9 protein-coding genes are annotated in these 13,968 nt (G+C 39.0%); 6 read left to right on the forward strand and 3 right to left on the reverse strand.

The features are described 5' to 3' along the window. Positions 1 to 159: 159 nt before the first annotated feature. From NXM86_RS01425 to NXM86_RS01440, 4 genes are all read left to right on the forward strand, one after another. On the forward strand, positions 160 to 468 hold the full coding sequence (locus tag NXM86_RS01425; protein ID WP_062755467.1) for an AbrB/MazE/SpoVT family DNA-binding domain-containing protein: 309 nt from the start codon (positions 160 to 162) through the stop codon (positions 466 to 468). Beyond that, positions 468 to 854: a type II toxin-antitoxin system PemK/MazF family toxin gene (locus tag NXM86_RS01430; RefSeq protein ID WP_033020639.1), complete on the forward strand. Its 387-nt coding sequence runs from the start codon at positions 468 to 470 to the stop codon at positions 852 to 854. Before NXM86_RS01425 ends, NXM86_RS01430 begins: the two co-directional genes overlap by 1 nt. A gap of 720 nt (positions 855 to 1,574) precedes the next feature. Continuing rightward, entirely contained in the window at positions 1,575 to 2,279 is a 705-nt protein-coding gene (locus NXM86_RS01435; protein WP_498958981.1) for an RNA-guided endonuclease InsQ/TnpB family protein, read from the forward strand. 1,366 nt (positions 2,280 to 3,645) lie between these two features. Continuing rightward, positions 3,646 to 4,626 carry a CapA family protein gene (locus tag NXM86_RS01440; protein WP_498958982.1) on the forward strand — a complete coding sequence of 327 codons (981 nt, stop codon included), beginning with the start codon at positions 3,646 to 3,648 and terminating at the stop codon, positions 4,624 to 4,626. Between the two features lie 103 nt (positions 4,627 to 4,729). Here NXM86_RS01440 and NXM86_RS01445 read toward each other — a convergent pair whose 3' ends face one another. The 3 genes from NXM86_RS01445 to NXM86_RS01455 all read right to left on the reverse strand — a co-directional run bounded on the left by NXM86_RS01445 (position 4,730) and on the right by NXM86_RS01455 (position 7,256). Beyond that, positions 4,730 to 5,023, reverse strand: coding sequence for a hypothetical protein (locus NXM86_RS01445; protein WP_498958506.1), 294 nt, complete (start codon positions 5,021 to 5,023; stop codon positions 4,730 to 4,732). Positions 5,024 to 5,394: 371 nt separating this feature from the next. After that, a complete protein-coding gene (locus NXM86_RS01450) occupies positions 5,395 to 6,579 on the reverse strand; it encodes an efflux RND transporter periplasmic adaptor subunit (RefSeq protein WP_498958507.1) in 1,185 nt (394 codons plus the stop codon). 17 nt (positions 6,580 to 6,596) lie between these two features. Further along, entirely contained in the window at positions 6,597 to 7,256 is a 660-nt protein-coding gene (locus NXM86_RS01455) for a hypothetical protein (protein WP_498958508.1), read from the reverse strand. Positions 7,257 to 7,585: 329 nt separating this feature from the next. Between NXM86_RS01455 and NXM86_RS01460 the strand changes: the two genes are divergently transcribed. Continuing rightward, the gene (locus tag NXM86_RS01460; RefSeq protein WP_081189737.1) at positions 7,586 to 8,791 is read left to right on the forward strand and encodes a polysaccharide deacetylase family protein; all 1,206 of its coding nucleotides are present in this window, start codon (positions 7,586 to 7,588) and stop codon (positions 8,789 to 8,791) included. 320 nt (positions 8,792 to 9,111) lie between these two features. Continuing rightward, a complete protein-coding gene (locus tag NXM86_RS01465) occupies positions 9,112 to 13,968 on the forward strand; it encodes a lamin tail domain-containing metallophosphoesterase family protein (RefSeq protein WP_498958509.1) in 4,857 nt (1,618 codons plus the stop codon).

The raw sequence follows: 13,968 nt of genomic DNA on the forward strand, positions 1-13,968 counted from the left end.
TTGATATATGCTTTTGAGTCTGAAAAAAGCATTTTTAATTAATCGATTCAAATGATCGCCTTTGCAACGAGAATATTTGTTGGTCGAAAAATCAGGGGTATCATTTTTTTGGAAGAATGTATATACTATGTATATACATTTTGGGTTGGAGGTGACATAATGAACTCAAAGGAACATTTAGAAAGCAAAATAAACCAAAGTAAAGGAGGGGACTACATGTCTACAGTTGTTGTTCAAAAATGGGGAAACAGTTTGGGCATTCGTATCCCAAAAGATGCTGCTGATAAAATAGGGATTAAACAAGGTTCCGAAATGGAATTAAATGTGATTGGAAATGAAGGTATCATCACATTAAAGCCAAAAAGAACACGGAAGAAATACACACTGGAAGAACTAATATCACAGATTACACCTGAAAATCGACACGAGGAAATTGATTTCGGGATAGAAGGGCGTGAATTGATTTAATGCCAGCAGACGTACCAGAGAGAGGCGATTTCGTTGTTTTAAACTTCAATCCACAAGCTGGTCATGAGCAGGCTGGGAGAAGGAATGCTATTGTTTTATCGCCTAAAGAATTCAATCAAGCAACAGGATTTATAGCTGTTTGTCCGATTACCAATCAAAAGAAGGGTTATCCTTTCGAAGTAGATTTACCAAAAGAAGGAATATCCCTTGATGGCGATGGCTATCCAATAACAGGGGTAGTTTTAACTGATCAAATTAAATCATTGGATTGGAAAGCTCGTAATCTAAAAATTTTAAAGAAGTATAATCCAGAAGATGCACAAATTGAAGAAATAGATAAAATCATTGATGAATGCCTAGCGAAAATAGAAACATATCTGACTTGACATAATCCTTTCTCTTTCAGAAAGGGTTATTCTTTTGTGACTGTAAAGTTTCTTGATAATTTTTGAGAAGCTAATTTTAGTTGGGCAGGTGTCGAAAAACCGAAATTAGTAAGTTGATCGTTTTTATTTTAACATAAATTAGCCAGAAGTCCCCCACCTCTACAGGTGGGGGATGAATGGCTTCTTTTTTGTTTTTCCCTTCTTTTTTGATTTTCGATAGAATACAATAAACATAGGGGGTGAGAATATGTATCGAACGCTGAAAACCCGTTTTCGAGCGAAAAAAGAAGTGATGGACAAACTTTTTGAATGCAATCGCATCTCCGCAGAAGTTTGGAACGAATGCCTTCGTTTGGCGAAAGAACATCATTTGGAAACAGGAAAATGGATAACCAAAACGGAACTGCAAAAAGCAACAAAAGGTCGTTTTCCTATCCACAGCCAAAGCATCCAAGCAGTTGTGCATAAGTATATTTTTGCTAGAGACGGAGTGAGAGAAGCACGGAAAAAAGGCGAAAAAATCAAATATCCATACAAAAAGAAAAAACATTTCAACACGAAATGGGCAAAAGATGGGTTTGTTTTGCATGAAGACGGAACGTTGGAACTGTCGCTAGGAATTTGGAAACGGAAAAGGCAACAACCGCTCGTAGTCAAAATCGATAAAGAACAAATTCCAAACGGACAAGTAAAGAAATCGAGTTGGTCTATGACCGTGGTTTGTGGCTTTGTTTATCGTATGAAGATGGAAAAGAACCAAAAGAGAATAAAAATCAAAACCGTGTCGCTATTGACCCAGGGGAAATTCACACCATCGCAGCCGTTTGTGAAAATGGGGAAAGCCTCATTATCACGGGAAGAAAAATAAGAAGCATCCATCGGTTGAGAAACAAAAAATTAAAAGAGCTGCAAAAGTTGATGTCTCGTTGTAAAAAAGGTTCGAAGCAATGGAAAAAGTATAATCGTGCCAAGCAATATGTGCTTTCGAAATCAGAGGCACAACTAAAGGATGCACTGCACAAAACCACGAGACAATTTGTTCGTTGGTGTTTGGAAAACCAAGTGAAAGAAGTGGTTATTGGGGATGTCGAAGGAGTACAACGGAACACGAAAAAGAAACGAAACAAAAAGACCAATCAGAAGTTATCCAATTGGTCTTTTGGAAAGTTATATGATTATTTGGAATATAAGTTGAATGCCGAAGGCATCCAATTGGAGAAAAAAGACGAAAGTTATACCTCGCAAACATGCCCTGTTTGCGGGAAGAAGAACAAATCTTCTTCTAGAAATTATAGTTGCTCTTGTGGTTATCGTCAACACCGTGACATCCACGGAGCGATGAATTTATTTACTAAAGTGTATTATGGTGAAATCCGACCATTGGAATTTACGGTCAAACCGTTTACGTATCGACGGATTGCATAAGCAAGAAGTCGTAGATGGCGAGTTCCCGCCCTTGAGTATCATGGATACTCATGTTGCCTGTGGTTCCCAACGGGACGGGTGCCAGGCGTTGCCTGCAGATAGGCTGCCAACCATCCTATCACGCATCCACCCCGAAGGGAAAACAGGAAACCCCCACTTCGATAAGTGGGGGAGGTTCATTTACGGAAGTTGTGAGTCGAATTGGCATTTTACTTGCTTACTTTTGTCATTAAATCCACAAGAAAAATGAGTCCAGTAAACTGTTCAACATAGCAAAAAACTAGGCCTATTCAAGGATTTGATTCTAATCATAAGTATTCGGATATAGAAAATATGAAATGTTGACGAAAGGTAAGTACTGCTTCTGGCAACAAAGGAACAATTCTATTCAAAGTATTTGTAGATGCTAATGGAAATAGTGCCTTCGATTCAAATGAAGTTGTTGCTTCAACAACTATCAAAGTTGATGTAAAATAACTGAAGATAGTGCCTATATCTATATCAAAAAGCTCCGCGGAGAGTAATCTCTGCGGGGCTTTTCTTTTTTATATATGTTACATCCCTTTTTGCGACACGATCTTGTTTGAAAAAAGGGTTCTTTAAGACTTTAATAAAACAATAAAAATTTTCAATAAAGATGATAGGAAGGTGTTCACCAAATATACGTAAGAGTCATTTTACCATCGTTGATTACATAAACACTTTACGAAAAATTATACAAACTTTGGATTGGGACGGATCTGTCCCTGATCGAAACATTTTTACATCGCTTAGGTAGGATTTTTCCAAAAATTATTGAATATTCATTTATATGGAGGAAAGGGGTGAGCACATAAAGGAAGTTGCGGTAACATATGTGTGTTTTCCAAAAGAGTTTCGGAAGCTTTGTAGGTATGTTCATGACTGGTGTTGTGTAGACCTAGGCAAATGTTTTGCGGCAGAATTTGCGTAGCAACGTAAAAGGGAGAAGTACAAAAGCTGGAAGAATGCTTGTATCAATTTGTTGGCCATTGTCGGGAAGAAACTGCGGTATCATAAATTGGTTTTCAATTCTTAACATCTCCGCTAGTGGCTGAATGAATGGATATTTTTTAAGTAATGCACGATTTGGTAGATGAAAAAACATTTTTACAATGAGTGTATTTTGTCATAAGGACATGGGGGGATTTATTTGGCACGGCGTCTTAAGCATATCACTTACGCTCTAATAGTTACATTTATTTTTTTTACCATATTACCAGCTACAAATAAAGTGGAGGCCAAAGTATTTTGGGGGCAAAGTGAACTCTATTTTGATAAATACTGGAAAGAGGTTGGCAGATTACACAGCCTCGGCATGAGGATGTATTTGCCACAATCCAGTGCTATGGTTCCTCAAACGATGATGAAACAATTAAATCGTGAACAGCAGACGACAAGCATTACATTAAGCGCCGCAGGAGATGTAACGCTTGGACGTGATGAAAATTACGGATATGTAAATTCTTTTGATGATGTAGCAAAAAGAAATGGTATTCGCTTTTTTTCAAAAAATATAGAACCGATTTTTAAAAACGACGATTTTACCACTGTTAACTTGGAAACAACCTTAACAACCTCTACGCGAAAGGCGAATAAAAAATTCCGGTTTCGCGGTCATCCATCGTACGCAAAAATTTTAACATTCGCAGGGATTGAGGCTGTCAATTTGGCGAATAACCATACGTATGACTATTTGCAAAAAGGATATGAAGACACGATCGCAAGCCTAAAAAGGGAAGGCATCGGTTATTTTGATGAAAAACATCCGATGTTGACGACAGTAAAAGGGGTCAAAATCGGTGTAGTTGGCTACAAAGGATGGGTAGATAATAGTCAGGTTCGCAAGCAAATTCTCAATGATATTCGCTCATTGCGGAAAAAAGGAGCAAAGATTGTCCTTGTTCATTTCCATTGGGGCGAGGAAAGAAGTTATATTCCTAATAAAACACAAAAATCATTAGGACGTTTTGCGATCGATAGCGGAGCGGATTTAGTTGTTGGACACCATCCGCACGTTATCCAAGGAATCGAAGAATATAAAGGCAAATTCATTGTTTATAGTTTAGGGAATTTTATGTTTGGGGGCAATAAAAATCCGGCCGATAAAGATACTTTCATCTTTCAGCAAACTTTTTATGTTCAAAATGGCAAACTAACGGCTCGAAAAGAGATTCGTATTATTCCATGCCGCATTTCATCTGTCACAACAAGAAATAACTATCAGCCAACTCCGCTAAAAGGAAGCGAAGCAAAAAGGGTGAAAACGAAAATATTGAATTTGTCTGCCAAAATAAAAAAACCGACGTGGACCGTATACGAAAAATAAACTCGTGCCTGCCACGCCTCGAAGTTTGTCGAAGATTGCTAGAGGCAGAGAGTCATTGATTGGTTCTCTGTCTTTTTTTTTGGAATGGGTGCTGAACGGAATTTTAAGATATATTATATATCTTTGAATAAATTTCTTTTTTGACATAGAAGTATGTGCCGCCCGCTTCTTTAATCAACTCCTGTTTTGTCTTATTTTCTAGATCATCTTTGGTTATATTTCCAATAACAAGCAACTGATATATACCACCATGTTCACGCTTTTCAACAACGTAACCTTCCATCTTTAGATATTCTACATTAGTTGAATTATCAGTTGAGCTGTCAATTGTGCGATCAGTTGAGCAAGCTGTTAAAAATAAAAACATCCCTAAGAAAACAAATAAGGCTTTCTGCATAATGATCCTCTCCCATTTATTAGACGAATAAAATAAACATTTAGTTACAGTACACTTTGATTGATGTCTCTCTCCTCGAACGATTTTCCTTACAACAACACCTTTGGCTGCCATCGCCCTGTCATTCGGATGCGGTGTATACGACAATAAATACGAATATGTTTTGCCGGATATCATACTTTCCCCTTCAAAAATCAAACGAGGGCGCCCATTAGTGTAATTCGAGTCTACCCACGGCATTTTTCGGATTCATAAATATGGAAATAAAAAGCTCGTGATCTATAAAAATAGAACACCTATGGCGTGGAAAGAAAAAACTGGTCTCTCCTGTATGTATTAGGAAAAGACCAGTTTTTCTTTAGAAATTCTTATCAATAGAAAGAACGGAAAAATCCATCGAGGAAGTGTTTGGCGATGTCCCATTTGGATAGTTGCTTGATTGCTTCTTTTCTTGGCTTTTCCATCTCAAGCGGAACGATGACGTTCATTCCGTGTTTCATCTGTTTCGTTGGATGGGACACGATATATTCGTTCTCACGAAGGCCTTGTTTGATTTCTTGTTTCTTTCCGTGTGTGATTCCTAGTGTTACGTTCCGTTTTTCGAGTTTGCCATTATGGATGACATAGACGAATGATTTCGTTTTTTCATGCCAAACCGCTTTGGTCGGAACAGTAATCGCGCCGTTTTTTTCTTTTGTCACTACTGTGATGTTTATGTGGTATCCGAAAGGAAGTTGTTTCGGCTGTTCGTTTAGTTGTACGGTAAACGGATATTCACTTTTTTCTTGAAAGTTCGCTTCTTTGATTGGAAATTTGCCAATATCGGCAATCGTGCCAGTAAATGATTCATTTTTGTTTGGAACATGAACAGTCGCTTTCTGTCCGACAGCGAGTTTTCCGACTGTTTCTTCTTTCACTTTTCCACGAACAACAGCGGAGGAAGAAGCGATGGTGATCAGCGGTTTGGATTTGTCATAGCTGATTTCTTCTACCACGCCAGCCGTTTTACTTTCAACGATCAGTTCGTCTTTTTTCTCCGTTAGTTCATTCTGTTGTTCCTCATATTCCTTGATTTGCCATTCGAGCAGCGTTTTTTCGTGCTCCGCTTCTCTCGCTTTTTCCTCCCATTGTATCTTCTCTATACTGTCTTCTTTGGCAGAAGAGGACATGGTTTTGTAATAATCGATATCCTTCGAAAGCTGTTTGATTTGCGCGTTTAATTGTTCTTTTTTTCGCGCGATTCGGTGAATCTCCCGGTCGACTTCTTCATCCACATAGCGTATAAGTGGTGTACCGGTTTGTACTTCTTGCCCCTTTGTGACAAGAATTTCATCGATGGTGCCGAGCTGCGGATTATAGTAAACGAATTTTCGCTCTGTTGGCGCGGTCATGCCAGAAGTGCGAACGGTTTCTTTGATATTTGTTTTTTCTGGTTTTGTCCGTTCGTTCACATAGACTGATTTTGGAATTTTACTATGTTCATTAAACAGGACATAAAAGTTTGTGCATATACATAGCACTATGACGATGAATATATATGGTTTCCATCGTTTCATCGGTATCCTACCTTTCATTAAGATCCACTAAATGGAAATTCTGTGCCTGCTGCTGCTAAAAAAGCGAAAAAGAGGTAGACGGCGGTGACGATCATCGTGACACGTTGAACCGATTTTTCCGTCAAGGAGCGAAGAGCAATGATTTGTATCGATATGGCCCAGATGGAAAAGAGTGAAACGGTTCTCAATAGCGCCCATATAAAAGAATGTTTCGTTATGTAAGGCCCCCACACACCAAGGGAAAATGGGGAAAAGAGATCTTTTACACCGAAAAATAGCTGGAATGGAAAGAGAATCATATCTTCGAGTAAGAAAATGAACAAAATCGGCAGTTGAATCGTTAATAGTTTCACAAAATCGATATCAAAAAGCAAATAAAAAATGATAGAGGAAATGAACAGAAATAATAGTGGAACGCATAGACCGCCCAAAGCATGGCCGAACGCAAATAAAAGCTGTAAGAAAGCAAATTGCTCGCCTGTGTATCGGCCGAGATGCTTTGTCAGTTCTTCCGTGCCAATGCCAAAATAAGCCCGCAGCAATGAAAGAACAACATTGAAAAATAATAGAAGAAGGACGACGATTGTGACATTTTTCACCCGTTCCGCTTCTCTAAGCTGGGCAAATGCGACTTTTGGATGAAAAATTTCCTTTAGTGGATTGCTTTTATACATCATAGACTAGTCCCCCACTCTGAATCTCTGTATGACTTTTTATGTACGAAAGAGCTTTAGACATTCGATCTTGCACCAAAAGGCTTTCAAGGGCAAACACTTTGGTCGGTGTTTTACGCCTTGAGAGACGGATTAAAGAAAATATTGGCATAGACATATTGTAATACAAAGGTGCAGAATCTGTCATCATTCGAGGATTTCTTTTTACTATAAATCCTTCTTTTTTATATTTATGGATAATTATTACTAAAATTATGGTAAAATAAGAGTGATTGTGAAAATAGTAGTAAATAGAATAGTAAATAATAGATACAGATACAGGGGGGAATCAATTGAGTAACAAGGTACTAGGCAGCGTGTTACTTGTTGCACTTCTTCTTCTATTGCCTGATGGAAAGCATGCGAAAACAAATCAAAACGTCTTTATTCAAACCATCGGTCCATCGGCACCCATTTATGCGTATGTCGCAGATGAGCTAAAAGAAGTAGGAAAAATTTATCGAGGTCGAGTATTTGAAGTAGTTGGGAAGAATGAAACGTATTATTTCATTCAATACGGTTTTGTGAAAGGAATGGTGAAAAAGCGAGACGTAAAACTTGGGAAGCCGTCGGAGTTTACGAAACTAGCAGATCGCTTAAAAAGAAGTGTGATTGGAACGAAAGATTTGCAAGTATATATTTTCCAAAATGGAAATAAACAGTCCATTGGGAAGATTAATGCAGGTGTTCGTTATCCAGTGAAGGCGGAAACGCATCTTTTTTATGTTGTTGAGTTTGGAGGAAGAGACGGGTATATTTATAAACATGTAACAGAGAAAGATCCAGGAGTTCCAGTTTTGTTATACCATCATATCTTGGAAGATAAAGATGAGCATTTTTTCAAAGGCACGACAACCGTCCCGTTAAGCCAGTTTAGGGATGAAATGAATTACTTAAAGAAGCAACATTATACGACGATTACTCCGCAGCAACTGTTGGCGTACGTCAAGAAGGAGCAGCTGCTTCCGCCAAAGTCGGTATTGATTACATTTGACGATGGGTTGAAATCGAATTATGTGTACGCGTATCCGTTATTGAAACGGTTGAATTTTAAAGCGACCATCTTTATGATTACAGGGCGGATGCGACCGAGTCCGCAGCCGTTTGACCCGCGCGGCTTGCAGTTTTTAAGCAAGCAGGAAGTAGCGGAAATGAAGGATGTGTTTACGTTTGAAAGCCATACGAGCCATTTTCATTTATTCGATAAAAAGCACGGGCCTTATTTATTGTTTAAACCGTATGACGAAATTATGGACGATTTAAAAGCTAGCATCGCTAAAGTAAATGCGACGGCTATCGCGTATCCGTTCGGCGCGTATAACGGACGGGTGATTCAAATCGTGAAAGACGCGGGATTTACGATGGCGTTTACAACGAAAAAAGGCACGGTTTATCCAGGTGATCCAGTTTTTGAGTTAAAACGGCAATGGGTATATCCTCACATTACCTTGCGGCAGTTTGAGCAGTTATTGACTCCATCATCCAAAACCTCCCCTTGAAACGATCAAGGGGAGGTTTTTTTGCGGAAAAGCATGAACGCAGTGACTGAAACAAGCAGATCGATATGAAAAAGGAAACACTAGGAATAAAAATGGGCCCTCCTTCATAGTAAGCGAATTCGGAACATGCATATTATATTTGGCATCATTATCGCTTCTTTAGAGAGAAAAGAAAAAACTATGAATTCCAAAATGTTATTTTCTCATTTACCTAAATTTAACATGCTATCAATACCTTTTTAAATTTATAACTATATAATTAATTGTCAAAAAAGAAAAATAATTGTAAAAATATCGTGTTTAATGGGAGGTAAGTAGAAATGCGGCTTTTTCGATTCACTTTGATTAGGATGATGCTCATTTGTTTTACTTTTTTTAGTGTTTTTGCCCCTTCTTCTCTATCCGTTATGGCAGTACAGTCAACAGAAACTACAGAATCTCCGCCAAAGGAGCCCGAAGAAACAACATCCCAGACACCAAATACAACAAGCAACACGACGAACTTACAGCTTATACATACTCCTGTTACGACCATCAGCAATCAACAGGATTTAGCGATCCGTGCGAAAGTGGAAAATGGAAGTGAAAACACGACTGTTACGCTTTTTTATCAAACTTCGCCTGATTTGGAGTGGAAGGCAAAGACTTTGACAAAAGAAAATAATGGTGAATATTCAGGCGTCATTTCCGCCGCTGAGTATGTGGGAACGAAACTGTCTTATTACATAGAAGCAAAAGATGGAGAACAAACAACCTACTACCCAGCTAACAAGGAAGAACCCGTTCAAGTAACAATACAAGCGGAAAGAAACGATGACCCGCAGAAAAATCCCAAATTGCTTATTACGGAGGTTGTTCCTGATTCAACGAACGTAGGAGGCAAAGATGGATACGAGTTTATTGAAATTTACAATAACAGCAACCAGCCTATCTCCCTGCAAGACTATCAAATTATTTACCGCTATCCTGCGTCTGATAATACACAAGATGTCATTTGGAAATTTGACGACAATAAAACGATTCCAGCTCAATCTTCATTTGTTGCATGGATTAAAAACGGCGCCAATGAAGATAAAACACTTGCCGATTTCAACAATATTTACAAATCCAACGTTAGCGAAGACAGAATAACCACGATTCACTCAGCTGGCATGGCAAACACAGCAGAAAGAACCATTATTATTGCAGATAAATTCAATAACGAAATTTCATCGGCACGTTATGGAAAAGAAGATGTGGTACAAAACAAGGGCATTCAGTATAAGGTAGTAAATGGTCAAAAGCAACTCGTAAATATCGGCTTGAGCAACCCAGCAAATCCAGGGAAAACCATCGAAGGACAAGTGCCTGCTGAGCCGGTTTACGTAAGTCATGATACACAGCCGCCTGTTATTGTGCATACGCCGGTAACGAAAGGAAAATGGCAAGAAGATATTAAGATTGAAGCGAAGGTGACGGATAACGAAAAAGTAGTTAGTGTCGTCTTATCCTGCCGTTTTCAAGAAAATGGCGAATATAAGTCCATTCCTATGGAATTAAGCAATGCGGAAACCAATACGTATTCCGCGATTATTCCAAAAGAAAGCATTTTTACCAATGAAGTGTTTTATAAAATTGAAGCATTTGACGGAACACAAAAAGCGGAAACCGAAGAACAAAAAATCACTATCGACAGCGGATCGTTTGATGCGCAAAAGTTGCCGCCATTATTAATTACAGAGCTTGTTCCAGACTCAACGAATGTCAACGGATTGGACGGCTACGAATTTATCGAGATTTACAACAATTCTTCCAAAGATATTAACTTAAAAGATTATAAGATTCACTATAGATATCCAATGGATGGTCCTGAAGCGGATTTAGTATGGGGGCCGGAAAAAGAAGATATCATTTTGCCGGCAGGACAAACAATGGTATTTTGGATTATCAATAAGGGGAATAAAGATAAAACGGTGGATGATTTTAATGCACATTATGGAACTCAATTAGTGGAAAATAAAAGCATTGTAAAGATTTATTCCAATGGCATGTCCAATACGAACCATAACGGCATTGCCATTGCGACAAATACTGGTCATGATGTTGTCGCCGCATATTATAATGACGAATTAGATGTAAAGGACACGGCACCGGATAAAGGAATTTTCTACACGTTTCCAAGAGACGGTTCTCGCAATATGAAAAAATATAGCAGCGCTAAAGAACGCGCAACACCGGGGCAAGTAGCACCGGTACAAGTGCCTGATCAACCTGTTGCCATTCCAGAAGACAATGAAAAGCCGACATTCGAAGATTTAACAACGCAAAAGCAAGTATCGGAATATGAAAATATTCAGCTATTGTTTGACGCAAAAGATAATCAGCAAGTCAAAACGGTCCGCCTTTTTTATAAAGACAATCAAGCGGAAAAATATAAATCGGTAGATTTGCTTCAAGACTTTAACGACAATTTATATCATTATACGATTTACTCTCCGGAGCTAATTGGAAAGGCGTTTATTGAATATTATTTAGTCATTTCCGATGGAACGAATGACGTTACAACGGAAAAACAACAAATATCTATCGTTCAGGAAGAAAAGCCGCAAGGAATCAGGCTAAACGTAACAGATGAAACCATTTTGAATCAAACCGCCATCATTAAAGCTAGTTCCAATGACATATCGAACACAACGATCCGAATTGATTCGAAAGATGTCACCGCTGAAACAAAGCCGGCGCTGGAAGATCAAGCCTATTTTGCGGTAGAGGTGAAGAAGACAAACCTTTATTTTAAAAATGGAATTACGATCGGAGATGAGGTATTACTCATCTTTGATGATACGATTAATCAATATGTGACGTTAACGGTCCCGATTGATCCAAAGTACTTTGAGAAAGGGAAAGGAACGACGATTTCCGTTCGTTCAGGCACGAAAGTATCTCCATTTGATACAGAATCAGAAGAAAATCGCGATGATTTTTACATTAAAAATGCCAGATTAGTATTGAAAGATGGCACGGTTCTTTACGATTCCAACTATGCAGATCCCCAAAAGGAAATTTCGGTAGGGGATGGAGCGTCATCACAGAAAACGGTTGATTTTACGTTTACGATTCCTGAGGAAAAGTACAATGCCAAAGCGTATGTGTGGGATACAACGAAAGAAAAGGAAGGAACGCACATCATCCAAGCCACTGATGGACAAAACACGGTAACGGCCGATGTGAAAGTCGACAATAGCGCGCCAATGATTACTCCTTCGGTGGAAGAAGGAAAAGAATATAAAGGAGAATTTACGATTGATGCGGAGACGCAGAATGAAATCGCGGGAGTAAGCAAAGTGGAAGCGACTTTAGACGGAAAACCGATTGATTTGCCGTTTGCGACGTCATCCGCAGAACTATCGAAGGGGGAACATACGTTAATTTTAAAAGCGGTCGACCATGTCGGAAACGCTGCGTCCAAAACGGTGACATTTTCGACTGTGGAGGAGCATCCTTTCAGTCCTGAAGTCATTTCGCCGAAACATCAAGAAGAAAATGTATCGACATCGCCAAAATTAAAGGTAAAAGTTTCGGATCCTACAAAAGATGATTTACACGTTGCTTTCTTCAAAGGGTATCAATACCAACCGGGGGAAAAAGAATTATCGATTTATCAAAATCTCGTTGATCGCGAACCGCCGAAAGAGATGGTTCCGCAAGGGGAAACGATCATCACAGGTGAGGATCTAAAAAAATTAGAAAAAGCAGATTTCCAATATGTCATCACGAAATCAACCACCCAGTTTCCGTATCAACGCTTCCAAGTGAAATTAGATAAAGAAATCGATGCAGATGATGAAATTCAATTCACTTGGGAAGGAAAGTCTCTCTTAGGCCGAAAAGTAACGATGTATGCTTGGAACTACGCTGCAAACAAATGGGAAGCGTTACATTGGAAAGTAGCCGAAAACGATGAAAATTTTACACTGCAAGGAACGGTGAAAGGTCCGGATTATGTAAAAGACCAAACGGTTCAAGTGATGGTGCAGGATGAAATTGCGTCGACCACTCAATTTGATTACACGTTTGTTTGGATGTCTGATACGCAATATTATTCGGAAAGCTATCCGCATATCTTTAGACGAATGACAGAATGGATCGCGGAAAAACAACAAGAATTAAATATTCAATATGTCTTTCATACGGGTGACATAGTCGATGAAGCGGAAGACGAGATGCAATGGAAGAACGCGAATGAAGCGATGAGCGTACTTGACCAGCATAACATTCCATACGGCGTGCTGGCGGGCAATCATGATGTCGGCCATAAAACAGGCGATTATAACCAATACAGCAAATATTTTGGGGAAGAGCGTTTTAAAGGAAAGGATTATTATGGAGAATCATATAAAAACAACCGCGGACATTACGACCTTGTCAGTGTAAATGGAAATGATTTTATCATGATTTACATGGGTTGGGGAGTGAATGATGAAGATATTGCTTGGATCAATGAAGTACTTGCGAAATATCCTGACCGAATGGCAATATTAAACTTCCATGAATATTTGCTTGTGTCAGGGAACCGAAGCCCGATCGGCGATAAAATTTATGAAAAAGTGGTTGTTCCAAACAAAAACGTCATTGCGGTGCTTTGTGGACATTATCATGACAGCGAGACATTAATCGACGAAATTGACGATAACAAAGATGGCAAACCAGACCGCAAAGTATATCAAATACTCGCCGACTATCAAGGCGGACCAGAAGGCGGGCAAGGATTCATGCGGCTGCTTCACGTAAATCCGATCGAAAACAAAATTTATGTAAAAACATATTCTCCGTATTTAAATAAATACAATTATTATGACAGTGCAACATACCCTGGAAAAGACGAGTTTGTCATGGATATGAACTTGACGCCTCAAGAAAAAATGGTGGCAACGGATAAATTTGAAGTTAATGTATTTACGAATCAAAAGATCGGTGAAGCAGCGAAAGTAAAAGAAAATCAAACAGCTGAAGTGGAGTGGAAAAATCTATCGGCAGAAAAAGAATACGGATGGTATGTAACGGTTACGGATGATTTTAAAGGAAAGACCCGTTCTCCTATTTGGACTTTTACAACTAGAAAACCGACTGCTCAGCCAGGTACTGGCGGGGGTGGAGTAATAAAAAACGCCAGCACCGGAACAGCCAGATTTGCGTGA

The sequence above is a fragment of the Geobacillus sp. CX412 genome (assembly GCF_027942335.1).
Classification (GTDB): domain Bacteria; phylum Bacillota; class Bacilli; order Bacillales; family Anoxybacillaceae; genus Parageobacillus_B; species Parageobacillus_B toebii.